Annotated in this window: 22 protein-coding genes and 9 pseudogenes; 2 read left to right on the top strand and 29 right to left on the bottom strand. The window is 40.7% G+C overall.

Annotated elements, in window-relative coordinates:
* Positions 1 to 65: 65 nt before the first annotated feature.
* The 14 genes and pseudogenes from QFZ77_RS22680 to QFZ77_RS37925 all read right to left on the bottom strand — a co-directional run bounded on the left by QFZ77_RS22680 (position 66) and on the right by QFZ77_RS37925 (position 12,237).
* Positions 66 to 881 (bottom strand): hypothetical protein, encoded by an 816-nt coding sequence (locus QFZ77_RS22680; protein ID WP_307442851.1) that lies wholly within the window; start codon positions 879 to 881, stop codon positions 66 to 68.
* A gap of 501 nt (positions 882 to 1,382) precedes the next feature.
* Positions 1,383 to 1,931, bottom strand: coding sequence for an AAA family ATPase (locus QFZ77_RS22675; RefSeq protein ID WP_307442849.1), 549 nt, complete (start codon positions 1,929 to 1,931; stop codon positions 1,383 to 1,385).
* Between the two features lie 84 nt (positions 1,932 to 2,015).
* Positions 2,016 to 2,765, bottom strand: a complete 750-nt coding sequence (locus tag QFZ77_RS22670; RefSeq protein WP_307442848.1) for an SDR family NAD(P)-dependent oxidoreductase — start codon at positions 2,763 to 2,765, stop codon at positions 2,016 to 2,018.
* Between the two features lie 722 nt (positions 2,766 to 3,487).
* The gene (locus QFZ77_RS22665) at positions 3,488 to 4,252 is read right to left on the bottom strand and encodes an SDR family oxidoreductase (protein WP_307442846.1); all 765 of its coding nucleotides are present in this window, start codon (positions 4,250 to 4,252) and stop codon (positions 3,488 to 3,490) included.
* A gap of 83 nt (positions 4,253 to 4,335) precedes the next feature.
* Positions 4,336 to 4,815 carry a carboxymuconolactone decarboxylase family protein gene (locus QFZ77_RS22660; RefSeq protein WP_307442844.1) on the bottom strand — a complete coding sequence of 160 codons (480 nt, stop codon included), beginning with the start codon at positions 4,813 to 4,815 and terminating at the stop codon, positions 4,336 to 4,338.
* Positions 4,816 to 4,940: 125 nt separating this feature from the next.
* The gene (locus QFZ77_RS22655; RefSeq protein WP_307442842.1) at positions 4,941 to 5,420 is read right to left on the bottom strand and encodes a carboxymuconolactone decarboxylase family protein; all 480 of its coding nucleotides are present in this window, start codon (positions 5,418 to 5,420) and stop codon (positions 4,941 to 4,943) included.
* 152 nt (positions 5,421 to 5,572) lie between these two features.
* Entirely contained in the window at positions 5,573 to 6,730 is a 1,158-nt protein-coding gene (locus QFZ77_RS22650) for a Ger(x)C family spore germination protein (RefSeq protein WP_307442840.1), read from the bottom strand.
* Positions 6,714 to 7,247 (bottom strand): spore germination protein, encoded by a 534-nt coding sequence (locus QFZ77_RS22645; protein WP_307442838.1) that lies wholly within the window; start codon positions 7,245 to 7,247, stop codon positions 6,714 to 6,716. Before QFZ77_RS22645 ends, QFZ77_RS22650 begins: the two co-directional genes overlap by 17 nt.
* A pseudogene (locus tag QFZ77_RS22640) lies at positions 7,247 to 8,211 on the bottom strand (spore germination protein). The gene QFZ77_RS22645 and the pseudogene QFZ77_RS22640 overlap by 1 nt, the downstream one beginning before the upstream one ends.
* Positions 8,212 to 8,457: 246 nt before the next feature.
* Positions 8,458 to 8,931, bottom strand: coding sequence for a GerAB/ArcD/ProY family transporter (locus QFZ77_RS37935; protein ID WP_373462641.1), 474 nt, complete (start codon positions 8,929 to 8,931; stop codon positions 8,458 to 8,460).
* A 39-nt stretch (positions 8,932 to 8,970) separates the two neighbouring features.
* Positions 8,971 to 9,333, bottom strand: coding sequence for a GerAB/ArcD/ProY family transporter (locus QFZ77_RS37930; RefSeq protein WP_373462640.1), 363 nt, complete (start codon positions 9,331 to 9,333; stop codon positions 8,971 to 8,973).
* Between the two features lie 1,196 nt (positions 9,334 to 10,529).
* Positions 10,530 to 11,171, bottom strand: a complete 642-nt coding sequence (locus QFZ77_RS22630) for an FMN-dependent NADH-azoreductase (RefSeq protein WP_307442836.1) — start codon at positions 11,169 to 11,171, stop codon at positions 10,530 to 10,532.
* A gap of 503 nt (positions 11,172 to 11,674) precedes the next feature.
* Positions 11,675 to 11,872, bottom strand: coding sequence for a hypothetical protein (locus QFZ77_RS22625; RefSeq protein WP_307442834.1), 198 nt, complete (start codon positions 11,870 to 11,872; stop codon positions 11,675 to 11,677).
* A 215-nt stretch (positions 11,873 to 12,087) separates the two neighbouring features.
* Positions 12,088 to 12,237, bottom strand: coding sequence for a Spo0E family sporulation regulatory protein-aspartic acid phosphatase (locus QFZ77_RS37925; protein ID WP_373462639.1), 150 nt, complete (start codon positions 12,235 to 12,237; stop codon positions 12,088 to 12,090).
* Between the two features lie 253 nt (positions 12,238 to 12,490).
* Between QFZ77_RS37925 and QFZ77_RS37920 the strand changes: the two are divergent.
* Positions 12,491 to 12,735 (top strand): annotated as a pseudogene (locus tag QFZ77_RS37920) (NAD(P)/FAD-dependent oxidoreductase); the annotation flags it as partial.
* Between the two features lie 64 nt (positions 12,736 to 12,799).
* Here QFZ77_RS37920 and QFZ77_RS22620 read toward each other — a convergent pair.
* Complete coding sequence (locus QFZ77_RS22620) at positions 12,800 to 13,426, bottom strand: sterol desaturase family protein (RefSeq protein WP_307442833.1); 627 nt, start codon at positions 13,424 to 13,426, stop codon at positions 12,800 to 12,802.
* Positions 13,427 to 13,594: 168 nt separating this feature from the next.
* Here QFZ77_RS22620 and QFZ77_RS22615 point away from each other — a divergent pair, with 168 nt between their 5' ends.
* Positions 13,595 to 14,200, top strand: coding sequence for a TetR/AcrR family transcriptional regulator (locus QFZ77_RS22615; RefSeq protein WP_307442830.1), 606 nt, complete (start codon positions 13,595 to 13,597; stop codon positions 14,198 to 14,200).
* Positions 14,201 to 14,371: 171 nt separating this feature from the next.
* Here QFZ77_RS22615 and QFZ77_RS37915 read toward each other — a convergent pair whose 3' ends face one another.
* The 14 genes and pseudogenes from QFZ77_RS37915 to QFZ77_RS22555 all read right to left on the bottom strand — a co-directional run bounded on the left by QFZ77_RS37915 (position 14,372) and on the right by QFZ77_RS22555 (position 26,556).
* Complete coding sequence (locus tag QFZ77_RS37915) at positions 14,372 to 14,545, bottom strand: Ger(x)C family spore germination C-terminal domain-containing protein (protein ID WP_373462638.1); 174 nt, start codon at positions 14,543 to 14,545, stop codon at positions 14,372 to 14,374.
* A 32-nt stretch (positions 14,546 to 14,577) separates the two neighbouring features.
* Positions 14,578 to 15,146 (bottom strand): annotated as a pseudogene (locus QFZ77_RS37910) (GerAB/ArcD/ProY family transporter).
* Between the two features lie 1,139 nt (positions 15,147 to 16,285).
* A complete protein-coding gene (locus QFZ77_RS22610; protein ID WP_307442828.1) occupies positions 16,286 to 17,191 on the bottom strand; it encodes an RNA polymerase sigma-70 factor in 906 nt (301 codons plus the stop codon).
* A 371-nt stretch (positions 17,192 to 17,562) separates the two neighbouring features.
* Positions 17,563 to 18,228, bottom strand: a pseudogene (locus QFZ77_RS22605) (succinate dehydrogenase cytochrome b558 subunit).
* A gap of 117 nt (positions 18,229 to 18,345) precedes the next feature.
* Positions 18,346 to 18,942: pseudogene (locus QFZ77_RS22600) on the bottom strand (SDR family NAD(P)-dependent oxidoreductase); the annotation flags it as partial.
* 72 nt (positions 18,943 to 19,014) lie between these two features.
* A pseudogene (locus tag QFZ77_RS22595) lies at positions 19,015 to 19,261 on the bottom strand (hypothetical protein); the annotation flags it as partial.
* 1,202 nt (positions 19,262 to 20,463) lie between these two features.
* Positions 20,464 to 21,288, bottom strand: a complete 825-nt coding sequence (locus QFZ77_RS22590; protein WP_307449753.1) for an S-layer homology domain-containing protein — start codon at positions 21,286 to 21,288, stop codon at positions 20,464 to 20,466.
* 45 nt (positions 21,289 to 21,333) lie between these two features.
* Positions 21,334 to 21,719 (bottom strand): annotated as a pseudogene (locus QFZ77_RS22585) (metalloprotease family protein); the annotation flags it as partial.
* Positions 21,720 to 22,019: 300 nt separating this feature from the next.
* The gene (locus QFZ77_RS22580; RefSeq protein WP_373462760.1) at positions 22,020 to 22,349 is read right to left on the bottom strand and encodes a GNAT family N-acetyltransferase; all 330 of its coding nucleotides are present in this window, start codon (positions 22,347 to 22,349) and stop codon (positions 22,020 to 22,022) included.
* Positions 22,350 to 22,631: 282 nt separating this feature from the next.
* The gene (locus QFZ77_RS22575) at positions 22,632 to 23,720 is read right to left on the bottom strand and encodes an alpha/beta fold hydrolase (RefSeq protein ID WP_307442827.1); all 1,089 of its coding nucleotides are present in this window, start codon (positions 23,718 to 23,720) and stop codon (positions 22,632 to 22,634) included.
* Between the two features lie 144 nt (positions 23,721 to 23,864).
* A pseudogene (locus QFZ77_RS22570) lies at positions 23,865 to 24,136 on the bottom strand (peptide-methionine (R)-S-oxide reductase).
* Positions 24,137 to 24,400: 264 nt separating this feature from the next.
* Positions 24,401 to 25,058 (bottom strand): annotated as a pseudogene (locus tag QFZ77_RS22565) (response regulator).
* Between the two features lie 29 nt (positions 25,059 to 25,087).
* The gene (locus QFZ77_RS22560; protein ID WP_307442826.1) at positions 25,088 to 25,786 is read right to left on the bottom strand and encodes a sensor histidine kinase; all 699 of its coding nucleotides are present in this window, start codon (positions 25,784 to 25,786) and stop codon (positions 25,088 to 25,090) included.
* 338 nt (positions 25,787 to 26,124) lie between these two features.
* On the bottom strand, positions 26,125 to 26,556 hold the full coding sequence (locus QFZ77_RS22555) for an NUDIX hydrolase (RefSeq protein WP_307442824.1): 432 nt from the start codon (positions 26,554 to 26,556) through the stop codon (positions 26,125 to 26,127).
* Positions 26,557 to 26,597: the final 41 nt, after the last annotated feature.

The raw sequence follows: 26,597 nt of genomic DNA, 5'->3' as shown, positions 1-26,597 counted from the left end.
AGCAACCTGTTTCCTTACCTTTTCAACTTCATTGATCATAAAGATAACTTTAATTCTCAATGAAATCAAACTATCCTAACTGGTTCATATGCTGCAAGCACTTTATTTTTCTTAAGAATATCTCGTGCCTTCGCACTAATAATTAGTCTTCTCGCTCGGTGATTAGCAAGGCCAAAGTATTCATATGACTGATTAAAATCATTAACGTTACACAGAATATCCGAGTCGTAGACAACCTCAGACCTAAGAATTTTACCACTTTGTCCACATATTTCACAATAATGAGGCTTGGATATTTCAACGATGATTTCTTCTTTATTCATTGGACGTAACGTTGATTCAATGAGTAACTGGAAACAATTAGGGAGTCCCCTTCCTTTATAGTCCTTTACCTCAGTAAAGTTACATCCTGTAAGTCCATTTTCTGAAACAATTGCATTAAAATTTTCGCTTACAATTATTTCAGGATTAATGGTGACTAGTTGATTTTTCCCTATTTGCTTCTTGTCAATTATTAATTCCGAAACTTGTATCTTGCCTACACCACAAGCTAAACAACCACTGTTAGGTTCATACTTTGTTCCGAACTTTTCAGCACTTGTAGGGCTATGTTCCCAAGGATTTACAAGTTCTACAGAAAAAAAAGTTGCTTGAGTTATCTCTTCCTTTGTGTATTCCCTGCCCTCAGAATATGTATATCTCATTACTTGGTTATCAATTGTTTCAATTAAAATTTGATAACTTGGGTTATCTTTGTATATATCAATTTGCAATAAATCACCCGAAGTTCTAACTCGTGATGCTTCATCCTTAACAATACTTAATATTTCTTCATGAAAACTAGGATTTACTGAAATCCAAATTCCAGCTTCTCTGCGCATTTTCCCACCGCCCTTAATCTACCTTGAATCCTAATACTTATTCTTCCTGTTATTCCACTATCCTGCCAGTTAGTTTAGCAAGTTACAGGTCAATCTACTGTTTGTCGGCAATCGGACAATGTTCTTGTCACGAATCGGGAATCGGATCAAGTTCTTGTCATTGGCAAATGACAAGAACTTGATCCGATAACTAAAAAAGCCCGCGGTTTACGTGGACTTCATTCGGACAATGTTCTTGTCAACCGACAACAAACATATGCGCTTTTCTCTCCCGCCCCACGTAAAAAAAGCCGCGAAATAATCGCGGCAACATATCCTAGTGTTTTGAGAATCACTCCCCAACAGCTCAAAAAAGTGGTAGCTTTAACACAAGCTATCATCACGCTCTTCTGCCCGTTAGCACAAAAGTCTACACGCGACAGCCTATTTAGGTTTGTTCAACTATTATTTCCCGTTAGCCATCCATGCCCCACACTGGGCACCACGGAATAATGAAAATTCTCATCGTGATTGGCTACTTTCAGGGTAGTTTAATGAGCTTATTATTTCGATTGTATCTTTTATTGTTATGTATTTAGAAGAATATTGTCCCAATTTATTTATAACCTTCGGTTTAATTCGACTTTCAAAATTATCATTCCAGATAAACATGTTCCTGAATATTTCAAAAGTCGGTTTATAGTTTGATTTTTCTATTCTGAGCAGCTGTAAGATAAATCTTCTGATGATTCGATACTTTCGTTTTGAATTATCAGTATCCAAGAATATAATTAAATCAGCATTATTAAAACTTTGGAACACCCATTCGTTATAATGAGCACCCTCTATAATCCAAGTATTTGAATGAATAATTGTACACAACAGTTGATCTCTTTCTTCATCAGTTCTTTTAATGTCTCTTGGTTTATGTCTCTTCCAAACAACATTATCCAATTCGAAATGTGGAATACTCAGTTTATTTGATAGATTTCTAGCTAATGTTGTTTTACCGCTCCCAACGGAACCTATAATATGTATTTTTCTCGGGGCAAATTTGTCCAATTCAACCATTTAACCTACCCTCCACTTAGATTTTAATAATGTATTCTTCCAACTTTTCCTAAAACCTCTATTAAAATTAATCTGCCCGTTACTTTAATGGGAACAGGGAGTTACATGATGAATATTGCCATTCTTTATTACTGGGGAGTTAATTAAGGTTAATATCTTACATGCTACATGAGCGGGATCGGCAAGGTTACCTTCCAATTTCTGTTTCGAAAAAAATTCCGATAGTTGAAAAACCGAATCACGAGCTATTTTTTGCAATTCTGTATCCATCATTCCTGGATCAACTGCAAATACTTCAACAGCATTTGGTTCACCATCTTGCTCAAGTCCAACACATCGGGAGAACATATTCAGTGCCGATTTAGCCGAACAGTAAAGACTCATACTTTGGGCTGGATACTGAGCCGATCCAGAAGAGATGTTTATAATCCTTCTTTTTACTTCCCATTCGGATGTTAAGCTTATAAAACTGGAGGTAAGCATAATAGGTGTCGTTAAGTTCAGTTGTATATTTGCCATGATTTCTTCTTGCGTGCAATACTGTATATCTTTGATGGGGGATACTGAAGCGGCATTATTGATGAGTGTTATAGAATCTATCTTACTCGGATCAACTGTTGCAATAATCTCCTGCAAAATAAGATTTAAGTTCTCTAAATGAGTAAGATCAATGGAGTAGAACTTATATCTGTATCCAGAGGCTTGTCTGATAATGTCGTCATTTTCAGTTCGAGATAAGCAAAACACGTAGTTTTCTTCTAATAAAAGTTGTCTAGAAATTTCGGCACCAAGTCCACTTGATGCTCCAGTAATAATGTATACGTGTTTCGACAAGATATCACCTCAATTCCAACGGTACAATCAACCTAAATTTTACCACATTAGGGTGGTGGAGGTTTTATAAATTTATTTGATTGCTACGTTATTCTACCCGTTAACGGAGCGAACAGACTAAAGAAATAAATCATTAACAATTGCTACAAATGAACCTGCGATTATGCGCATATGTTTGTGTCGTAAAACGATTATGCACCTATGTTTGTGTCGTGGCTTCGCGACACAAACATAGGCGCTTTCAAATAAAAAATCCCCAATTAATGGGGATCTCAAAGCACCTATGTTTATGTCGCCGGACATCCTTGTAAATTTTTTGATTAATGATGGATAATTACTTACACGATACATCCGTCGGGAATGAGATAATGATTTGTCAAAATCGGGAATGGGATAAAGTTCTTGTCAATTGGTCGTGACAAGAACTTTATCCCATAAAACAAAAAAACCGCGATTTACGCGGTAATTAATGAGATAATGTTCTTGTCACCCGACAGGAATGTGGATTCTGACCCCGCCCATTTGTCAGTGATGTCTGTCATTTCTTTCTTCAACAATGTCACCGTTCGCTGACTTCCTCCCTGTTCGATTTTTCGGTCTATGGGATGGGGTAAGGTAAAGAACGCCGTTTTCGCCTTACCTCCCCTTTATTTCTCGGTTAAATCCACTCTTCCATGTTCTTCATCAATAAAATCATTAATTCCTGACTCTGTCTTGCAGTATTACACATGAGATGCAGAACGGCTGAGCCAATCTTGGAAACGTGTCGTAGTGATGCGTACGGGTCTATCGCCATTTGGAACGAGAGATTGATCATTCACCTCTACCGATCCGTAGTAGAGCGCATTGTCGTCTGTGACCACCTGACGTTTGTCTTGAGTTGTGCTAAAGTATTGTCTAACGAATTCGTCCATACGAATCTGATCTGGACCAGCCACATCGACAATGCCATTCACTGGCGCCCCAAGTGTGAAATCGGCCAACGCTGCTGCAACATCATCCGAAACGATAGGCTGCATAAGGGCGGAAGGCAAACGAACGGTTTCCCCTTCTGTAGCCACATCGGCGATGCCGCCGACGAATTCGAAGAACTGCGTCGCGCGGACGATCGTATAAGGATTCTTGGAATTCTGAATTAGCTCTTCTTGAGCCATTTTCGCACGGAAATAACCACTTTGGAGAAGGCGTTCGGTACCAACGACCGACAACGCAACATGATGACTTACTCCAGCGGTTGCTTCAGCAGCAAGGAGATTACGAGTAGACGTCTCAAAGAACTCCAAAACTGCCTGGTCCTCCCACGAAGGCGCGTTTGTCACGTCGACGACAACCTGTGCGCCGCTAAGCGCTTCTGCCAGCCCCTCACCAGTGATCGTGTTGACACCTAAGGAAGGTGATGCTACCACTACCTCATGGCCAAGCTGACGAAGGTTGTTTACAAGTTTTTTTCCAATAAACCCACTGCCGCCAATAACTACAATTTTCATCTTAATTCCTCCTAGTTTTGTAGCCCATAAATAAGGGCATGTAATGTTTTTCTTTTTATTTCTAAAATAAGCTTTACTGCTTTTTAACTTAGGCCAGCTTTGGTCAATCCAAATGCAGCATCAGCAGAACCCGGGACAGTTTTAAATGCTATATTTATGCGGTTCCAAGCATTAATCGCCATAATCGAGAAAGTCAGGTCCGAGATTTCTTTTTCAGACAACTGTTCGCGAACACGATTATACACGTCGTCGGGTACACCATGCTCAGGGAGCTTGGTCAGGATCTCGGTCCATGCCAGTGCAGCGCGTTCACGCGGAGCAAACAGGGTCGATTCCCGCCAGATCGAGATGTGGTGTAGGCGAAGCTCGCGCTCACCATGAATCTTTGCTTCCTTCATATGCATGTCCAGGCAGAATCCGCATCCATTCATTTGTGATGCTCTGATGTGAATGAGATCGAGGATCTCCTTTTCAATTGAGCTTCCCTTCTCGGCGTTGCTAAATTCCATCATTTGTTTGAAAAATTCTGGTGATTGCTGCATATAATTTACATGTTGTGTCATAACTGTTGTACCTCCTATTTTTTTGACACTAATAAGACAAATGGCGATTTCAATGTGTGACATAAAAACTATTTCTTTTTTTTACCTCAATAAGCGCTTAAGTGTTAACTATGCCAATACAACGATTAGCTCAAACCTGCTTTCGTCAATCCAAATGCTGCGTCAGCCGAACCCGGAACAATTTTGAAGGCTACGTTGATACGATTCCATGCATTAATTGCCATAATCGAGAAAGTCAGATCCGAGATTTCTTTTTCAGACAACTGTTCGCGAACACGATTGTACACGTCGTCGGGTACACCTTGCTCAGGAAGCTTGGTCAGGATCTCGGTCCATGCCAGCGCAGCGCGTTCACGCGGACCAAATAGCGTCGATTCCCTCCAAATCGAAAGGTGGTAGAGGCGAAGCTCGCTCTCACCATGGATCTTTGCTTGTTTAACGTGCATGTCCAGACAGAACCCACACCCATTGATTTGCGAGGCTCTGATGTGAACGAGATCGAGGATCTTCTCTTCAATTGCACTTTCCTTCTCAGCGTTACTGAATTCCATCATCTTTTTGAAAAGCTCTGGTGATTGCTGCATATAATTCATACGTTGTGTCATAGTTTGTGTACCTCCTATTTTTTTTGACACTAATATGACAATTGGCGACTTCAATGTGTGACATAAAACATTTCTTTTTATTTTCCCCTTACTCATATCTGCTATCCAAAGTTAAGTTTTACTCATAAAAAAAGCCGCAATGTATGCGGCCACTAATCAGGAAGCACCCTGCCTTTATATTTTCCGGTTTGCATAATTTTCACTTTGATATCAATCTTATTTAAGGTGTCCTCTTTTAAAACCAAATGGCCTCCGTCGTTTAAGCGATGCCATTCTTGGGGATTATTTCTATAAATTTCTCCAAACAAATTCAACAGGTCCGACTGCGTGGAAAGGCCCTTTCGATACGTCGTTAGGATTTCATCTCGAACTACTTGTGCAGCTTGTTCTTCCATTGTCTTCACAGAAACATTTTCGGTCATTTCTTCAACTACTGCACGAGCCTTTATGTATATGTTAAAGCGTGCTTCATCTTGATCAATTAGCGGCTGTATCCTATGATGAGGTTTAGTTAATACTAGCGTTCCTTTCGGTTTTTTGTTATCGGGTATTTTAACAAGAACGCGTTTCGATTTCTTATTAAACCATCTCACTCCTTTGAGATCGTCTTCTGAAAACCATCCCATCAATTGATGTTCGTGCATTGCGTATGCACCGTTTATTCTAAACATGGCCTTCTCTTTTTGATCTTCCTGCCATTCTTCTTTCGTGATGGAGAGCGTTGGAAGTATTACCGTTCTGCCCTTTTCGTTAAGTTCGGCAACCTGTTTGTAACCATACTGAGGCTGAATAAAGGATCTTTGCGCATAGGTTTCCTCAGGTGTATCCATGATCGTATCCAGCGGTGAAAGATTAAGTAGTGATTTTTGTGATAAGATTTCGGAAAAGCTTTCTTTTGTAGTAAACAGTAAAATATTATATCGGACTTCATAGTAGCGATCTATCGCATCATAGGCTTGCCTAAGCGCAAATTTGTTTTTCAATATGCCTTCCTTTAAGACAATTGCTTTGATATGCCCCCAATATACTCTTAATTGCGAAGTCGCATAAATCGAGTTTAAAGCTTCAATAACCGTCATCCCCTCTCCCTTGCCAATCCATACGGGCACATTTTTACCAATTTCTATTTTCTCGCTCTTTGCCACATTCGAAAAATTAAGAAACTGTATATACGCAATATAATGTCCATCCTTATAATCAAGCCCAAGAGCCGTAACATAAGCCATATTTTGAATTGTTTTGGAATCCCAACATCCTGGTATCACTAAAAGTACAGTCAGAACGATATACGATTTAATGATTACTTTCATGCGGATCTTCCCCTTGCTTATCAGAATCTAAGGTGTTTAGGTCATCAGGTCTTTTTTTATATTGGCTCCATGGAAGTCGTAAAATAGCTCTTGCCATCTCTTTAAACACCGGGGGTGACAGAGGCGACATGTAAGGAACTCCGAAGGAACTCAGTTTGCACATATATCCAATAAACAGCACAATACTAACGATTAACCCAAACATCCCAAAAACAGCAGAAATGAAAAAAAACGCAAATCGGAGGACGCTAACGGCTCCGCTTAAATTTTGACTGACTAAAGTTGAGCCCGTCACTGCTACAATGGCCCCAACAACGATGACACTTGGGGAAACGAATCCAGCTCGAATGGCTGCATCCCCAATAATTAACCCGCCTACAACGGTCAATGTTTGGCCAATGGTACTTGGGAGGCGAAGGCCTGCTTCTCTAAAAATCTCCAACAACATCAGTAATATCAACATTTCAATTTGTCCAGAGAATGGCAGACCAAGTCGTGCCGTGGCAATGGTTGCCATCAAACGAAAGGGAAAATCTGATCCGGGTGAAACGAAGTGAGTGCTACCCAAGCTCCCGGCATTAAGACTGATAAGAGAAAACTGATTGCACGAATCAAACGTGCAAACGAAATATACTGGAAACTGAAATAGATATCTTCAGGTGATTTTAGTAAAAGTAAAAATGTCCCCGGCCCAATTAGAACCATTGGATTACCGTCCACGATAATGACAAATCTTCCGTTCAGCAAACTGGTAACTGCCTTGTCCGGTCGGCCGGTATAATCAAATAAAGGCATAAGGGTGTACGGCTTATCGGCAATCTTCTTCTCTAGTTGATTGATGCTTTGAAGTCCGTCGACATCAATCTTACTCAATCTTTTTCGAACTTCGTTCAACACGTCGGAAGAAATAATATCCGTAAAAAATATAACAAGCCTACCTTTGTTCTTGTTCTCCTTCCCAACGTAAAAGTTTCATAACAGAGGGAATGGCTGCGAATACGTTTTCGAACTAAGGCCACATTGACACCGATATCTTCCACAAATCCATCTCTTGGTCCATTGATGGAAATCTCCGTGCTTGATTCCTCGGGTGTACGTTCTGGACGACTGGCTATACACATTACAAATAAAAGGTTTGTCTGTGAGAACAACAGAAGGAGATCGCCTTGAAAGATCCATTCAGATATTTGCTCCTTTGAGGCAGTGGCTTTTATCGCTGTTAACGGCAATGGAATGGACATATGATCCAATTGCAAATCACATAACCTTTGTTGCCGGTACAAGCTTTCCAGCTCTGGAAGAATGACTTTTGCAATCTGTGAGGAATCACATAATCCTCCGCTATAGATGAGAATAACTTCGGCAGTGCTGCCCTCTTCAAATCGATATTGCTTTATTTCAACGTCCGCAGAGTGAAGAAATTGTGCCTTGATTTTCTGCTTGTTCCAACCTTCTACTGGTTCAAGTTCAGTCCCAGTCATGCAGTTTCCTCCTTGAACTTCTTGGAAAATAACGAGATCGATATACAAACTATCGATACGAACAAAGCCACAACTAAGGAAATTGGAAAATAAAATCGATACATCCATAAATAAATCGTATATTTCTCAAGGGGAATCATTGATAGTGTTATATAGCTGATCGTAACCAAAAGGTTAAACCAATTGCGTTGTCTCGAAGTTGTAAAAGGCATCATTTCCCCCAGTAAAAATTGCGCGAAGCCGACTCTAATAATCGCGCCAGACATCCACTGGAAGACGGATATCGACATGTTCGATATTGCTGCCTAATTTGACCAAGCGCCATTGTTCATACGGAGGCTCAGACTGTTTAGCAGCTTCAACAGGACCGAATTCGGTCACAGCTCCAATTATGGGGCCAATCGAGATATACACCATAAGCACTGCCAAAATGGCGATTTTCCACACCCGAACACCGGACTTCAGACGATGTTGGATGGCTATGATCATCAGCAGTTCAATAAACCCGCCTCCGGCATAAAGCATGCCATGTATGACGGGCTGCCATCCATGCTCCAGAATCGGCTTTAAAAGCGTATAATCTTTCTGCGGGGCATTCGAGAAAGCCACAAAATACCCAAGGGCAATCACAACGGGAAGCAGTATACCCGCACTGCTAGCTATCATCCGTATGCCTGATGTAGCGTAAAAGTGAAATGCTAAGCATAAAACAATGAGCAATGCAAATTTGGGTGTACCTGGCAAGTAATCAATATTTGTTCAGATTGCGGTATACAAGACAGTCGACAATCCGATCAGGAAAAAATGCAAACAGATCGGAATTACTATCATCCACGATACTATGTTGTTGGTCTTGCTAGCTAACCAAGGCTGCAGCTTCTGCTGGCCTGATCTCTTCATAAACAAAACAAGGAGAGCACACCAGGGAAGATATAATATCCCCGTTAATAAAACAGAGATCCAGGCATCTCTTCCAGCTGCATCAAGGAGCAACGGGTTAATGATTACATGACTCATAAGTCCATTCATTAGTATAAAAATCATGCAGACTTGTAAAATACTGATTTTACCGATTGCCTTATCCATTGCCATCATCCATCCGAACCAATAATTGCGAAACACATATATTGTTCCTTATGGTACACTATTTATACTTTAATGGAAGGGAATGGAATGGAATATAACGACCACCCTCGTTAAGAGATCAAGACTGTGGATCTGATAGCCAACCGATTTGCATAGACAAAAAAGCACCCTTCTTGTTTGGTATCATGGAAGTGTCGAGCAACCATGCAAACAAAGAAAGGTGCGTAATTAATACTGTTACCCTAATTTCCTATCTGAACAGGACTTGAGGGGCTTCTTGTTTCTCTTTAAGCTACTGTGGATTAGTTATCCAAATTCTAGCGCTTTTAATAAAGCTGCTAGTTCCGTATATACTGCGTTTGGAGTGAGAGCACGAAATCTTGTTATTGCTTTTACCGTGTTCTTTTTTCAAGCGATAGAATGAGATCCCTCAATAATCTCTTGGCCGGAGTAAGGGATTCCGGAGCTGCCCCCATACTTACATGCTGACATGATCCCTGACTACACATTGTGATGGTGATTATTTCTTTTTTTGTCGGTGGAAATTGGCCAAGTTTGAATTCCAGTGGTCCCTCCTTTAATTCGACGTAACCAATTGGCTCAACAATACCTACTAGGCAAACAGGACAATTGCTCAAGGTTTCTTCCTCCCTTTCTTTTCTGATTGTTCAAGCTCTAATAGCAGCAGTAAATTGAAAAGCAACTAGAGAAGAAAAGCCTTTTATTTCTCCAGTTGTTTGTTATTTTTGTTTACACTAATAAGGCAATTAGCGATCTAAATATGTGACATAGTTCAACTAAAATTCCAAAGTCTACATAATCAGACATGGGGGTGATCGACCTTGAGTTTAATCAGTAGGAGTATTGAAGTGAATAATGCCTATCTCGGAGATTCAAAGATTGCTAGGATGTTGATGACTCGATTGCAAAGCGTAGAGGATAATATTCTGAAGCCGATTTTTTTCAGCAGATTACCGCAAGGAATAGATCGACGTTGTATCCGGATTGATTCTTAAGGTATTTATGAACATAAGAAAGGGCCGAGAAGCCCTTGTTACAGGTGCCCCCAGCCCTACCTATATAACTTGCATCTTAAAAAGCAAATTCTTCTTTATTGAAATACTTCCAATTCCCCAGATCGTAACCGTATTGGAATAAACAGGCGTCCTGTACTCTCCATCCGTCGAACATGGAAATACTGGTTGCCTTATTAATTCTGGAGGTCCTTGCTATTAAAACTTTCGAGCTAATTCACGAGCTTGTTGAATTGATTTCTCTTTAATTGCCGGTGCTTGATCGGGCGTTGCTGCGACACCTTCTATAAAGATGCCTTCAAATGAAGGAACACCTAAAAATTTCATAATCATAGTTAAGTGACGATGACCAATTTCAAAGTCTGCAAATGGACCCCCTTGAGCATAAAAGTTACCAGCTGCTTGAATATGCACAGCCTTTTTATCGCCAAGTAACCCAACAGGACCTTTATCCGGAACATATTTGAAGGTTTTTCCTGCAACACATATAGAATCAATGTATGCTTTCATAACTGGTGGGAAAGAAAAATTCCACATTGGATTGACAAATACATATTTATCAGCCTCTACAAATTGGTCTACCAGTTCACCCAGACGACTTACTTTTTCTTTTTCTTCTGTGTTCAACTGATTAAAATCAGTGCCAGAACTTAATTTTCCCCATCCGCTAAATACATCTGCATCAATTTGTGGGATGTTCATTCGATAGAGATCAAGATGCAGTACTTCATCGTTGGGGTTAGCTTCCCGATATGCATCTATAAATTCTTTTCCAATAGATAAACTATAAGAATTCTGGTGATCATGCGGATGAGCTGTAATATACAATACCTTTGCCATTTTAGTTAAACTCCTTTATTTTGTTTTTTTTTTGGACATTAATAAGACAATTAGCGACCTCAATGTGTGACATAAAACAAGTTTTAATTTTATGGCTATTTGAGAATGATAGTTCAACCGGTTGTTATTCTGCCTCAATCGACAAAGAATTATCACTTCTCCTGACATAAGAAAAGAAATTGTATTCCTAAAATTTTTTTTAGGCGCGGCGGATTCGGCCGGGGACGGGCTGGCCGTACCGCCAGGCTCACTGGGGTCCTTATTCGAACCGCATGGCGCGAGAACCCTCGAGCACGATGATCATTAGAACGAGCAGTAATGGTTTTTTCATTTTCGTGTTCTCTCCTATTGTGCAAAATCGATTTTTTTATTCTTCCTAGTATAATGGTAGGATTTTGTCAAAAGTATTTTCGGGTCGAAAATCAAAGAACCCTTGCTTCGCAAGGGTTACCATGATGTCACATACCTACCTTTCAAAACGGTCCTCTCCGTACCGGGTTTGCTTATCTAAAGTAAGGAATGATTAACGCCATCACTCCAAGACCAATCGACCACCACGCAAGTCCCTTTTTAGGGGTAGCCAAGCAAATGAGTCCGAGGATAACGGCAATGCTGCCCATCCATATGGGTGCATAGAAAAACCCGATAATAGCTAACACGATGCCGATCCAGCCAAGCCATTTTCCTGTCATTTCATTCATGTTCAACATCTCCATCAATTTAGTTTTGTATAATCAAGCGAGTGCTTTCGAAAAGAAAGTTAATTAATTTTTCTCTTCGGGAGTTCATTCCAAAAATAACAAAAAGGTAGGTATGTGACTTCATGGCAACTGTACTGTACATGCATTCAGTTCAGCGAACAAGATTGTGACCAACATTAAGACTAGTACTGTTTTCGATTTTTAAATAATACTGATTAATTAAGCTGTTTACTCATCTCGATAACGCGTGGATGTTGTAGGTTAAATTGATTCTCCTTAACAACTTGTCCTAGATGAAGTCGCAACAGCTCAACCTGTTCTTCAATATTCAATCTTAAGACTTCGATCGTTGTTGGAATTGACATAGTGACACCAAAAATCTCTGATTGTTTTAGTAGACAACCTGCCTAAAATGGTGGAAATGATGAGCATATTAACCAAAGCTTACGAACTCGCGCAAAGTGTGGCCACAGACAAAGTACTAATCAACGATTTTGCCGAAGGTATTGTTGAATGAAGGATCCTGAAGTGCAGAAAACACTTCGTTTCGCACTCAAGCATTTTTGAACGTACTCGCTGAACACAAAAATCAATACGGACAAGGGATGATATCAATGGCTGAAGCAAATACTTATTCTTGGCGGCGGTTACGGCGGTCTTCTAACCGCATAGACAGCACGTAAACATTTGACGGCTGAAGGAGCCACCATTACGATCATCAACCGTTTTAACACATCAAATTATTACAGAAATTGCATCGTTTGGCTGGCGGCACCATAAAAGAGCAAGCCGTTTCGCTTTCGCTTCAAAAACTGCTTGGCGACAAAGATGTGAATGTCGTTGTCGACTCTATTAAAGAGATTAGCCTAATGAGAAGCAGGCCTTATGCTGATGGAATTCAGATATTCCCGGACTCAAGCATCCGTTTTACGATAAGGGTATCCCTTTATCGTTATGGGAAGTTGATAGCCGCGATTTGAACGCTTTGGGCCGGTTTGTTCTCATGACGATATCCAACACAGGGTTGGTTACGCTGTACAACGCTTTTTCATCCAAATGATGATGCAGCAGATGTCTTTTCTTCATCCATTTGCCCCAAGGCGTCAAAGGTTTGATTGGGCGATGGGAGATATAGTGCTTCCATTGATAATAGATTTGAAAGCCAGATGCACCGAACACGACGGCAAAAGACAGATGCCAATCATACCCCGTCACAATAAACGCCGCCCCAAAAATGACCAAATACGCACACATATCGAAAGAGACTGGTCCGAACAAATATTTCACGTCATTGGGAGATTGATGATGGGCAACATGCCCCTTATATGCAAAGGGAGCAATCCGCGGAAATTCATGAAGAATGTATCGGTGAACCATATATTCGATAAAGATAACAAAAACGGGGCCTACGCACATTGCTACCGCCGTACGGATACTGCCGAAAGTCGCAATGACCCCGCAACAGCTAAAGAAATAAACAGAGAATAGAAACAAAATAAGACGCTGTCCCATAAATTCTTTTACATATTGCATAAGGGGCGTTTCCGATCTCATAACCGATCACCTCCTATTTACTTAATGTTGATTAATGGTCACACAGCTTATTATAATGAGATGGAGGTTAAATTCAATGATCAAGATACCGCAAAAGTCGCTTACCCGACACGCTGCTTAAAGGATGTTCATTAGTTCACTAAATAGTTACCCGAGAGGCGGAAGAACATGCAGGACAAGACGGATCCTAGAATCATTCGAACGAAGCTGTTGCTTAGAAATGTCTTAATCGACTTAATAGACGAAAAAGGCTTCGAAGGCACTACGATCCGGGATTTGATGCAGAAGGCCGGCTTGAATCGGGGTACATTTTATTTGCACTACCGCGATAAATACGATCTACTGGAACAGAGCAAAGAGGATATGCTCAAATACATTCTAAAAATAGTCAAGAACATCGACCCTATTCAAATAATGAAGTATGCCGCACGTAACGAGCCTCATCCGGTTTTCCTGGAATTGTTCGATTTTTTTACATTGCATGCTGTATTTTTCAAAGTTCTCTTGGGACCTAAAGGTGATCCGGCTTATCCAGTCCAAGTGAAACAGATTATGCAAAAGCATATTTTTAATAAGCTGTCCTTGCATCAGTCCGAGCATATACCGGTGCCGCGCGAGTTCATTATTGCTTATTTGGCATCCGCAAATTTGGGTGTCATTCAGCACTGGTTGGAAAGCGGTATACAGCTTTCTCCTCGAGAGATGGCCTTGCTGATAACCCGCATGACCACCTTCGGTCCCTTACAGACCTTCGGACTGAAGGGAGAGGCATAAGTTATCAGCCAACCATATGTAAATTCTAAGACCTCTCATCCCTGGATTAAGCGCAAAAATATTCGCAAATAACGTAGAGTGCTTCCGTACCATAACTAAAAAAAAGCCCGCCCCAAGGTTCGCTTTAGTTTGACCGTGAATATTGCCATAGCGCCTGTGTGCAATAGGCCTTTATTTCCTGATTCCCATTTCCGTAAGATTCACCTTAACGTTCAATCTAACGTTCAACGTTCGATATTCTTTTTTCCATTCCTCTTCGTTCCAATTTCGCGTTTTGCTCCTAACAAAATCCCCTAATCCGAGCGGGTCGATCCCTTCCTTTTTAAACAATTGAATGAGATCCATTGCAGCTCTTGTATTGGAAAGTGCCGTCCCCTTCACCGTTTAAGATAAGGTTTATCGTCACATTTGGACTTTTCGTATCTTTGCTGACTCGATTGCGGCCATATTTGATTTGATAATTGTTCGGATTTGAACAATAACAATGAAATGAAAACAACCATAAGATAATATACTGTTGTAACAAAATTCGCCAAATGTGCCCATTTTTGTGTTTTTTTTGGTGTTTCAAAGAAAGTGTAACAGAAAAAGAGTGTCTCCACGCCTAAATAGGGAAATGTAAACTCCTTACCTGCTTTGATGATATCGTTCAGCGAATGATCAATAATGGGCGATAAATTGTAAAATGAAAATAATTCGCTGTAAAAAACAAGGTAATTAATGTAATATTTCGTGTTAAGCTAAACATACAAATGCCCACGATAACTCGAAAACCTCCTGCAACGATGTAATAAACAAGCAGGAGCAAAACCAATGCCAACGGCCATGTTTCAAGATCAGGAAGTAGCCATACTTGTATGATTTCTATAAATAGCCGTATTTGAAAACTTGCATCGAGCAGGAAGTAAACGATAAAGATAAAGTTAAGACCCCTTCCCGCCCATATGCGCTTCGACTTATTTGGCCTTTCCTTGATGTAAATCGTGTTATTGCTTTTACCGGGTTCTTTGGCCCAGAGTTAGAATCAGATCCTTTAGTAATCTCTTGGCTTGAGTAATGGATTCTGGTGCTGCTCCCGTACCTATATACTGACATGGTTCGGTATTACACACCAACAGGCTCAACAACACCTACCAGGCAAACCGGGCAATTCCTACTGTTCATGCTGACTTCATCCCTTTCTGTTCTGTATTCGATTCAGTTTGAAAATTAATTCATTGTTATTTCCTCATGCTTTGTTCAGACACGAATTAGACAATTGGAGATGTCAATATGTGACATCTTCAACTTCATCAGAACTCTCAGGTACTTTGCTTCGTTAAAGTGGTTCAACTTCAAGAAAAATAAATGAGGGAAAATACAAATATGATTTCTGTCACACATTGAAGTCGCCAATTGTCTTATTAGTGTAAAAAAAACTACGTTCCAGCTGCGCGGTTCTGTCATTCGTCGATGGCGTGTCTTGGTCTGACGAAAAAAACGTTCGTGGTCGTTGTTAGTGCGTGGAACATGAGGATGGTCATAACAAGTAAAGAGTCCCTTCCAGAACCCCTTGGTATAACTTTTGAAATTTAAAATCAGAGGACGATCATGCTCCTCAGTGTATGTGTGCTCCAACCCCTACATCAAGTATTGCATATGGAGACGTACTGACGAGCTCGTTTGATCGACATCTGGTTCAAAATGTTAGCGACAAGATGCACTGGCTACATCCAACGTTTCACTTCTTGGTACAGTTCACTAAACTCATTCAGTTTCTCTGTTGGATACTAATAAGGCAATCGGCGATATAGATCTGTGACATATACCAAGCATCTACTTTTTGGATATTGGAGAATCATAATTCAACACTCTGCAGGGTAGCATAAATAGTAGCATGAGCTGAAGAAATAGAAATCATCTTCAACGTGGATAAAGATAAAAGTACTTGTCTTGATATAAGACAAGTATTTGTTTCTGAAAAACAAAAAAGCCGCAATCAAGCGGCATGTTATAACACTATTAACCATGGATTCAAGAATTGGAAGATTATTTCCCTTCGAAGAAATTGCAAGAAGCCGCGCGGTTTATCGAGGTAAATCTAATTCAGTTTAAGAGCTGTAATTTATCTGGATTCACAATAAAGTAAATTCGTTGAATGGTTATCGTTTGGACATCCCATTCAAAACAAATGACCCCGGTTGGAGTGCCCTCTTTTGTTAACAATATCCCTGGTTGATCATTGACCTCGACCAGCTGTGCCTTTGATTCGGGAAATTTACTTGACGAAAGAGCCTTCAATATCTTGAGCACGCGTTCCCTGCTATATATAGGATTGATTGCGGCGGAAACTTTTCCTCCACCGTCGGCAATAAATATGACATCCTCTGTTAACATGTCCACCAGTGGTTGAATGTTACCATTCGAAATGGCAGAAATGAAGCGATTCACTAATTCCTTTTCCTCTAGAAGATGCAATGATAGTTTTTCATCTTTTTGGGAGGATAAATCTACTTTTTTCTTGACACGACTAAAGATCTTACGGCAATTGACTTCTGATTTGTTGACCATTTCGCCAATTTCACTATGTTCATATGCAAAAACTTCTCTTAAGATAAACACAGCTCGTTCCAATGGCGTAAGTTTTTCCATAAGAATAAGAAACGCATAAGAAATCGTATCATGACGCTCAACGCTATCTAACGGACTATGATCTTGGAATTGCACTGTTGGTTCTGGAAGCCAATTACCTACGTAGCTTATTCTTTTTTTTCGTGCAGATTTTAATTCGTTTAAACATCGATTAATCATCATTTTGCTTAAGTACGATTTGATATTATTAATATTGTCATTTAGATATCCATGTATGCTTATAAACAAATCTTGAACCATATCCTCTGCATCTGATCTAGAACCAAGCATACGGTAAGCAATTGAAAATAAATGAGGCTTGTAGGTTTTATACAAATCTTCAATGGTATTAGATGATGAATCAATTGTATAACTTTGCATAATATCCGCCTTTCTTTGAATTCGAAAAATCTCGCCCATATCTACTTATTATTAATAAACAGATCGAAATGATTCATTTTATTAAATAAACTTATCTAGGTAAAATAAATACTTTCGGAATTGCAGATTGGAAATCATTATGTTACTCCATTGTTGTTTTCCTCCATTTTTTGTTTTTGTCACTTATAAGACAATTAGCGATGTCAATGTGTGACAAAAATCTGATTAATTCTGAATCAATCCATTCAACATAAACTCCTTTTAACGTTGAAAAGGCAACCAATTCAACTGGCTGCCTTTTCCATTAAATATTAAGCTATTGTATATTTCAATATTCGCTTTCCATAAGTCAAGCTATACCGAGTCCGGCGTCAACTCCGATAATTTGTCCTGTGATCCAACCCGATTGCGAATTCATCGCCAGTAAAAGCAACGAGCGAAATAAAGAACAGCAAGGAAATAAGAACAAATAGACCCATACAAATATTAGAAGAAATTTTTTGTGAGCGTGATGAAATCGTAATGCCCCAGCTGATCAGGAATGCCCAGAGGCCATTGCTGAAATGGAATGCTGCCGACAATACGCCGATGACGTAAATGATAAAGAGCACTGGATTTATGGCAATTTGATGCATCGTCGAGCCAAGATCCTCATGCGTAATATTACCCAAGTAAACTTGAAGACGAGTATTAAAAAAATGCCAGAAAACGAAGATAAACGTAAGAACCCCAGTAATGCGTTGCAGAGTGAACGCTCAGTTACGGCCGTACGTGTATTGTCCAGAGTTCAGATCGGACTGATAGGCCATGTACAGTCCATAAATGCCGTGAAACAAAATCGGTAGGTATATCCCAAAAATCTCAAGCAACGGCTTAAGCGGCAGACTGTTGATGAAATGCACGTAGTTAGCGAACCCTTCTGGTCCGCGTTCAAACGCTTGAAAGTTGATCGATACGTGCACAAGAATAAAGCCTCCGAGAGGAATTACCCCGAGTAGCGAGTGCAGTTTGCGCCAGTAATATGAATTTCCTATCATTTTTGCACCTCTCTAAGATGATTTACTTCCCGTTTCGTATGATGCCGTGTAATAAATCGATCATTACAATGGGTACGAAGGGAATAGACCGCATTTGTATTCATTTGAGCTTTTGCGTTAATTAAAGTTTTTCATAATGCCTTGTGGGTATGTCTCTTCAATTACGGTTTTCTTATCATACAGTTGAAACCATGTATCAGCTACAATATCCGGATCGAAACTGGTTCCTCTTCTTATCAAAGAACTAATGGAAAGATGGCCTACGTATATCCCTTTCGGCGACAATTTGTCATTTAGATTGAGGACGTAATTTCGTAGACCCGCCATCGCGATCCCAACATTTCCAAAAATAGGACTCGGATGCATCGACGACAGGTCTGTTGTAAATAACAAAGCCCCTCTCCCTCTCTCTATCATTCCAGGAATGACCTGCCTCGCACTATTAATGGCACCAATAACAAGGTTGTTGTAAGCGTGTAATACACTTTCATCTGTGGTATCCAGTACCGACGTGACCATATTTCCACTATGCGGACTATATTCCAAAACATCAATGTTACCATAGGTATTATTAATGCGCTGAAAGGCCTGTATGAGCTGCATTTTATTGGTTACATCTGCTGCAAAACCTTTTGCTTCAATTCCCATTTTGTTTAATTGCTCTCTATAAAGATCTAGCTTTTCCTGAGTTCGTGAGACTAGTGCTACTTGAAATCCATGCTGCCCAAACTATGACCAGGTTAGATCCAATTTCGCGAATGATCGAGTATTCATTTAACAGTTGTGTCAGACATCCATTGATAATGAAAGCTGCCTTCTTCCAGATAACATTTTAGGGTACGTAGCGTGCATGGGTTCGGTAGGATTGGAATCGAGCCACCATTGGTATCCTCCTTCCGCCAAAAGACGATCGGACGCAACGGGACCGAAAGAACCTGCGGGATAGATTTTCTTTCAATGCATCCTGAATCGGTTGAACCAATTGCCAAGACAATTCTATTTCATCCCAATGGGCAAAAAAAGTAGGATTTCCGAGCGGTTCTAACTTATCTTCAAGCTGAGCATCTTTGCTGATTAGCTAGCGTAATGCCCTCGTTCGGACCGATTTCCAGCACCAATTTTTGAATAGTTCTGGTGATTGCTGCATAAAATTATACGTTGTGTCATAATAGTACCTCCTGTGTATTGATCTTTTTGACACTAATAAGACAATTGGCGACTTCAGTGTGTGACATAAACCAAGTATCTATTTTATGAATATTTGAGAATGACAGTTCAACGGGCAGCAAGGTAACTTAAAAAGTCGCTAAATCTGAAGAGTAATTGAAATTATAGATCTTCAAGATTTGCAGCATTCGATTTTTCTGCTCTTGGCCGGAGTAAGGGATTCCGGAAGTTGCCCATACTTACATGCTGACATGATTCCCGACTACACATCGCGATGGGTATTGTTTCTTTTTTTGTCGGTGGAAATTGGCCAAGTTTGAATTCCAGTGGTCCCTCCTTTAATTCGACGTAACCAATTGGCTCAACAATACCTACTAGGCAAACAGGACAATTGCTCAAGGTTTCTTCCTCCCTTTCTTTTCTGATTGTTCAAGCTCTAATAGCAGCAGTAAATTGAAAAGCAACTAGAGAAGAAAAGCCTTTTATTTCTCCAGTTGTTTGTTATTTTTGTTTACACTAATAAGGCAATTAGCGATGTAAATATGTGGCATAGTTCAGACACTTTTTGGTGTCGCGTCGACAACATTTTTAAACTGAACCTGTTAAAGAAGTCTCAGTGCGATATTACACCATACTCCGCGTTCCCTCTAATTAAATGTACTAAATCATAAGTTCCTCGTTACTCTCGTTCGTTGTAAAATAAAATTCTAGACTGGAGTTGTTGATCCTTCGCGTTTTTTAAATTAAAAATTCGGTAGACTTCGAATAATAAGATTTAGACTGATCAAATAAAAGAAACAGCGGCAAAGCTTGGACTGGAAAATAAAGTCCTAGACTGCCGCTGTTTTGTTCGACTAATGTACCGGTTCAATAACGAGCCTTTTTGCTCCCTATCTCAGAAAGCGCTACAAGTGCGATGAAACCTGCGGGGCCACCTGAGAATAACGAATCACATAGATTTTGTTCATGCTAGTGCCTGACTCTTCCGATACAACTCGCTCACCCGTTCGATCTGGGCGAGATGGACCCTTACATTATTGGAACTAATTGCCATTATCCAGTCTTTTATTACTCGTTCTTCTGTGCCAACATGTTCACAAGAACCGCTACAACCTCTGCTCTTGTTGCATGATCTTGTGGAGCGAATCGGTTATCGCCTTTCCCTTGCACAATACCTGCTTGTTTCACGTAAGCAACGCTGCCTTTCGCCCACGCTGGAATGTTCTCTTCGTCCGCGAAGCCGGTTATAGCATTCTTTGCGATAGACTCATCCAAAGCGTTTGCGATCATCGCCGCCATCTCAGCGCGTGTAATTTCGGTATCCGGACGGAAAGAGCCGTCCTCATAACCGCTAATGATGCCTGCTTGCACCGCTTGCGCGATTGCTTTCTGCGCCCAAGCTCCGATCTGCGCTGTATCTATGAAAGTAAGCGCCGCTCCTACTCCTTGCGGCTTAACCGAATTCATCAGCATGACCGCAAATTCCGCGCGTGTCACGGCCGCATTCGGCTTGAATGTTCCGTCCGAATAACCGCCGACAATTCCGATGCTTCCCGCTTGCCTAATCTTGGCTTCCGCCCAGTGCCCGGAGATATCAGAAAACACGATAGAAATTGGCGGAATTGTTGGCTTTGCGGTAGCCAAAACAGCGAACTTAGTGAAATGATCGACAGAACCAGTCACTGTGGCATTAACTTTATCCACTTGGATGTTATCTAGCAGAATCCATTTTTGCGTCTCTTCGTTCAACCAGTAGATGCCAACAACTGATTTATCGAAATCTACATTTTTAATATCAAACGGCAGTGTGATAGATACCGCTTTAGTAAATTTACCGTCTAAGTCATTCTTGATTTCAAAAACATCACTAATCAGTTTCGATGTAGAATTCATTGGTAGGCTGGATATATGGGTTACTTTATCCACGGTAACCTTGAAATTGCTGATATTACCTGCAAGAGCCTCCGCCGGAACGGTAATTACGGATAATACGATAAAAGGTAAACTCATAAAGAGCCAAAATCTCATTTTGGATAGAATCGCATTTGTTTTCAGCCAAAAAATATTCCACTAAATGTTAAGCTAATATCGCCTTTACTATTTATAACAAGAATGTGAAGGATTTCATGCAATATAAAAACAAAAACTATGATTAGGATAAGGGGCAATTCTTTGAGATGAGAGAACTTACTTATATTAGAAAACTCTACCCCGAACCAATTTGGCGTTAGAAAGAAAGTAATTTGCAATAGATAAACAAACTTCATATAATGCTTTCTAATCCAATTGTTTCGAATAAAAGGAGTCCATTCAGACAAATCCATACTTATCTGGGGCAAATGTCGAAACCATAATATCAACTCTGGTCCTCTCCTTCCCTATAATCCAACCCGGAACATATTATACCATATATTGGTAGTCGCATGCGTTCGGGAATGTAATACAGGATGAGTTCTTGTATCAACACTTGGATCCTGCCCGTTACTTCAAGAAAAAGAGGAGCTGCATTGCTGCAAAGCTCCTCCACTATCGTACTCCGTTAGCCATCCATGCATCCCTCGAACTGCACCACAGAGCATGAAAGTTAATTCGTTCTTTCATGGTAGTTGAACGAATAAGGCTGCTCATGAATTAGTTAAGCCATAAACATATTCATCATAGCGTTGACCCTTAGTAAAAACCATATCTCTAATTCTTCCTTCTTGAACGAAACCAAGATGCTCCTGCAGTACAATAGATCTTTCATTAAAGGCATAGACATGTGCATTAACCTTAAGGTATCGTAATTCCTCAAGATAATAACGAAGTAATATCCTTATGACATCTGAAGCATATCCATTACGCCAATGTTCACGAAATATCGAGACTCCGTATTTAAAAGTTCCATGCCGAAAGTTACAACTATTTGTGGATATGCTTCCGATGAGCGTGCCTTCAAGCGATTCAATTGCCAGGAATACCTTACCCCCATTTGATGAGTTAGAGGCTTGGTGTTCCGCCCACAGCCTGGTTCTTCTGATCTTGGAAAATGTATTTCATCACATAGCCTAGCGTTATCGGAATCCAAATCGTTTTTATGAAACTTATCCCAATCCGCTGGCAGGCCATAATGACCTCTGGCGAGGCTTGGTACTAATGTTGAATAAAGATTAACCCATAGGAGCAGGATAACGTTCTTGTTAAACGAACAAAAGCAGTGCATGGCTGAGACTGGCCATGAACTGCTTTTGTTGTTGTTAACGGAAAAACTCGTTAAACAGATTAATGGTTTCTTGCGGGTTCTCCTCTGAGATCCAGTGTCCGGTTTTATCAAGTTTCACCAATTTCGGGTCTGTTGCATACTCACGTAAAAACGCATCAAGCATTTGATAACCGGACACACCCCCAATACCGAGAACTGGCACTGACAGCTTTTTATAAGTTTTCAGATCTTCAATATCTTGCCTGAATGCTCTATACCAATCATTACCTGCGCGAAGCGCCTCAGGTTTCGCATATGCCGCAATGTAGATCGCTCTTTCTTCTTTGGTTATGGAGGCGGCTTTGTCATAAGCCAAATAATCAAAGAGCCAATTGAAAGCGATATCCAGCTGTTTTCCCTGCAGTAATTGCTCCGGCAATTCTGGTATGGTATTGAATGCAAACCACCAATAGAACTTAGCACGATCAGGATTACTCACATCGTACACTCCGGGTGGCGGCAAGATCGGGATTTTTAGAAAGTTTTCGTTTGGATGAGAAGCATCCAGCAAGGCTAGTTTTTTCGTGGCTTGAGGATAATTGGCTGCAAAAGAGTAAGAAATCGTGGCCCCGATATCATGTCCTGCTATATTAATTTTCTCATAGCCAAGCTCTTTGACCAAGGCATAAATATCTGAAGCCATTGTCTTCTTATCATAGCCTGATTCAGGCTTGTCGGAACTGCCCATTCCACGATAATCAATGGAATAAACATGATATTTCTCTGCTAGAGCCGGCATAATTTTGTGAAACGCATACCATGTTTCCGGCCAGCCGGGAAGAAGGAATAGCGGTTCACCCTTACCACCCTCAACATAGTGAATCGTGATTCCATTTACCTTTTTGTAACCGTTTTGGAATCCTGGAAGTTCTTTGACGAGCTCCTCATCAGAATAAGCTTTGTTTGCAGCCTGGTGAGCCTGATCATTGCCTGAATTCGCAACCGTTTCATTCGGATTTTTATCGGCTGCGTACTCCCCAATTTGCCGATTGTTGTTTCCTGCACAAGCTGAAAGAAGCATTAGCGCCATAATCAGCGTAATAGACATGAATTTGGCAAACAATCTCGATTTTCTTCCGAACATAACAATCCCTCCATTGTAAATTCATGTTTTGCACTTTCTTCGTAACGGAATTCAACTGAACTGGAAGTTTCTGAGATCAATAGCAGCAGATCCTGGACTGGCTCAAGATTGGGTCCGATCATTTAATAATCCTCCCATACATTTTTAATGCTTCTGCTCGCTAAATTGCACGGCATAAACGCCATATCCTCTTTTTTCAAGATCAGCTTTCGGAATAAATTCCATGGTGGCAGAGTTCATGCAGAATCGCAGTCCCGTTGGTTGAGGTCCGTCTTTGAACACGTCGCCTAGGAAGGAATCAGCATTCCGGCTTCTGACTTCGGTTTGCGTATAAGCACAATGTTGTTTGACACCAATGGCTTTGTAAAACAAGGCCAGCCTGTACGAGCATCGGATTTGTCCTTCGAGCTAAACAACGGCTCACCCGAAACAATTAACTACGTAGATACCCTCTGCTTGGTTATCCCAGTATTCGTTATTAAACGGCTGTTCGTCCATGCCATGCTGAGTCTAACACATAAAATTTACGCTTTTTTAAATTCATTCCCACATACTCCTCCGCGGATACTTTTAAGGATACCTTTCCCTTACACTTGGATTTTAACATAAAGCGAACGGGAGCAAATCTGCGGGAAGTAATGAAAAGGCGCAACTTTTGACCGCATGAAATATGAAAAATTTCATGCCTTATGCCAAAAGTCATGCCTCGTGATTTGGAGATTGCGAACTGAAAATACCGCAGCTTGCTTTCTGTCGCGCAGCCCAAGCTTGGCTATGAGATTTGAAACGTGATTTTTCACTGTACCTTCCGTAAGAAAAAGCGAGCTCGCAATTTCTTTATTATTCAATCCTTGCCCCAATAAAGTCAGTACCTCTTTCTCCCGTTCGGTCAAAAACCCCAATCCTTCATGTTCATGATGACTTAAGGGGTGTGTCCTCTCCGGGTTCTTTTCGGACATTTTTTTAAACTCGTTTAGCAGCATCGAAGTAATAACGTTTTGTAGCACAGTCCCTCCATTATAGACCGTTTGAATAGCGCTTATGATCGCCTCCGAAGGCATATCCTTCAATAAATATCCATGGACGCCGTTTTCCAAAACTTGCATAATCAATTCTGCGTCATCGAAAGTGGTCAGAATCAATACCTTCGTTTCCGGAAAATGCTTGAGTATCAATTCAGATCCTTCAACGCCATCCATTCCCGGCATTCGAATATCCATCAACACCACGTCCGGTCGATTCAACCACTTTGGTATAGGCATCCCTCCCATCCACTGCTGTTCCAACCACTTCCATGCCAGGTTCCATGCCGATAATGATCGCTATTCCGTCTCTCATGATCCGTTGATCGTCAACAATAAGAATCCTCAATTCTTTTCACGCTCCGTATTCGTCAAGGGATAAGGGAATGTGACTTCATTAGCGAAGCCCGTGATGGGATCCATCCTAAAAAGCATCTTTCCGTTCCACTCCCGCACTCGCTCTTGCAAATTGATTATTCCAAATCCCGGCTTTAGTTCTTCAGGCACTTCTCCGTCATTGCTTATGCAAAGAGAAAAACCGGTGTCGGAATAAGACAACGAGATTGCAGCTTTTTTCGCATGTCCATGTTTCTGAGCATTCGTTAGCGATTCCTGCACGATTCGATATGCGGTCAATTGAAGATCGCTAGTTATTGCGACGGGTATCCCATCCGCTTTAAAATCAGTTTGAACTTCTGCAAATTTGGTAAACTCCTCTGATAGATTTTTAAGGCTATTATGTAAAGAAGTAGATTTAATAGGTTCATCTCGAATATCCCTTACCGACAGTCGGACCTCTTGTAAAGAAGACCTGATTAATCCCTCGCATTCCAGGTAGGCTTGCTCGCTGCGTATGGAATCTACTGCACTTAACTTGCGTGCCGCTTGCATTTGGACCAACAATGCCGTCAGTTTATGGCCTACCGTATCATGAATTTCTCGGGCAATTCGCACTCTTTCCCTCGTTGCCGCCCACTCTTCCGCCTTGAGCGCATACTCCTGCAATTGTTCATGGGACTGCTTCAATTGCTCGTACAGCTGCAATGTATCCCTGCGTGCCTTTGGTAGAAATTTATTAAAGCACTGACGATGCATGCGAAAACAATAAACGAGCAGGTAATAAAATAGTCGGTTTCATCAAGTCGTTTATACAAATACCAGTCAATGCTGCCCATCGTAACAACATAGAGTAACAGCAACAATATGCAAGTGAGAATGAGTAAACGGGTATTCTTTAAAAACATTAAAATAGCTAATGCCGTTATCCCGTTTAAGCACAAGCTGCCACCGTGCTATACTGCCCGTTCGTAATAGGCCGCCGAGCAATCCTCGGTAGCCATTTTTTTCTTATTGTTTAACTATCGTTTTTGTTGAAATATTACCTATAATTTGATTCCTAAGCGTTCAAGAGCTTTATGCAGTACTTCAATATTGTTGTCATAACCATTCTGACATTGTTGCATCCAGGCATTATCAGCATTGAACCAATCTACGCTGTTTATCTCCTCGTTTTGTGCTTTGAGAGCCCCCTGAGAAGCCTCGACCAAAAAATAATGGATTTCTTTATTTACTAATCCATGCTCTGGATGCTCATAGTTATAAAAGATAATTGAAAGTGGCTCAATTATCTTCCCAATGATATTGGTCTCTTCTGCAATCTCACGGAGTGCTGTCTGCTCAATGGATTCACCGGATTCCATCTTTCCTTTAGCAAAAGTAATCTTACCATACCGGTCTTGAATAAGCTGAATCTGAAAATTGTTTCCTAGTTTACGGTAAACAATTCCACCAGCTGAAACTTCCCTCCTAGGCATTTAAAACTCCCTCTCAATCCTGACATCCATCAAAATCCAGT

It is taken from the genome of Paenibacillus sp. V4I3 (assembly GCF_030817215.1).
Taxonomy (GTDB): Bacteria; Bacillota; Bacilli; order Paenibacillales; family NBRC-103111; genus Paenibacillus_E.
Note: the sequence above shows the minus strand (reverse complement) of the source record. Positions and strands in the feature narration are given on the sequence as shown.

Bases quoted from the DNA above. Each gene is read 5' to 3' on its own strand.
- QFZ77_RS22680 (WP_307442851.1), bottom strand. From the start codon at position 881: ATGCGCAGAGAAGCTGGAATTTGGATTTCAGTAAATCCTAGTTTTCAT.
- QFZ77_RS22675 (WP_307442849.1), bottom strand. From the start codon at position 1,931: ATGGTTGAATTGGACAAATTTGCCCCGAGAAAAATACATATTATAGGT.
- QFZ77_RS22665 (WP_307442846.1), bottom strand. From the start codon at position 4,252: ATGAAAATTGTAGTTATTGGCGGCAGTGGGTTTATTGGAAAAAAACTT.
- QFZ77_RS22660 (WP_307442844.1), bottom strand. From the start codon at position 4,815: ATGACACAACATGTAAATTATATGCAGCAATCACCAGAATTTTTCAAA.
- QFZ77_RS22655 (WP_307442842.1), bottom strand. From the start codon at position 5,420: ATGACACAACGTATGAATTATATGCAGCAATCACCAGAGCTTTTCAAA.
- QFZ77_RS22650 (WP_307442840.1), bottom strand. From the start codon at position 6,730: ATGAAAGTAATCATTAAATCGTATATCGTTCTGACTGTACTTTTAGTG.
- QFZ77_RS22645 (WP_307442838.1), bottom strand. From the start codon at position 7,247: ATGGCAACCATTGCCACGGCACGACTTGGTCTGCCATTCTCTGGACAA.
- QFZ77_RS22630 (WP_307442836.1), bottom strand. From the start codon at position 11,171: ATGGCAAAGGTATTGTATATTACAGCTCATCCGCATGATCACCAGAAT.
- QFZ77_RS22625 (WP_307442834.1), bottom strand. From the start codon at position 11,872: ATGAATGAAATGACAGGAAAATGGCTTGGCTGGATCGGCATCGTGTTA.
- QFZ77_RS37925 (WP_373462639.1), bottom strand. From the start codon at position 12,237: ATGTCAATTCCAACAACGATCGAAGTCTTAAGATTGAATATTGAAGAA.
- QFZ77_RS22620 (WP_307442833.1), bottom strand. From the start codon at position 13,426: ATGAGATCGGAAACGCCCCTTATGCAATATGTAAAAGAATTTATGGGA.
- QFZ77_RS22615 (WP_307442830.1), top strand. From the start codon at position 13,595: ATGCAGGACAAGACGGATCCTAGAATCATTCGAACGAAGCTGTTGCTT.
- QFZ77_RS37915 (WP_373462638.1), bottom strand. From the start codon at position 14,545: ATGGATCTCATTCAATTGTTTAAAAAGGAAGGGATCGACCCGCTCGGA.
- QFZ77_RS22610 (WP_307442828.1), bottom strand. From the start codon at position 17,191: ATGCAAAGTTATACAATTGATTCATCATCTAATACCATTGAAGATTTG.
- QFZ77_RS22590 (WP_307449753.1), bottom strand. From the start codon at position 21,288: ATGAATTCTACATCGAAACTGATTAGTGATGTTTTTGAAATCAAGAAT.
- QFZ77_RS22575 (WP_307442827.1), bottom strand. From the start codon at position 23,720: ATGTTCGGAAGAAAATCGAGATTGTTTGCCAAATTCATGTCTATTACG.
- QFZ77_RS22555 (WP_307442824.1), bottom strand. From the start codon at position 26,556: ATGCCTAGGAGGGAAGTTTCAGCTGGTGGAATTGTTTACCGTAAACTA.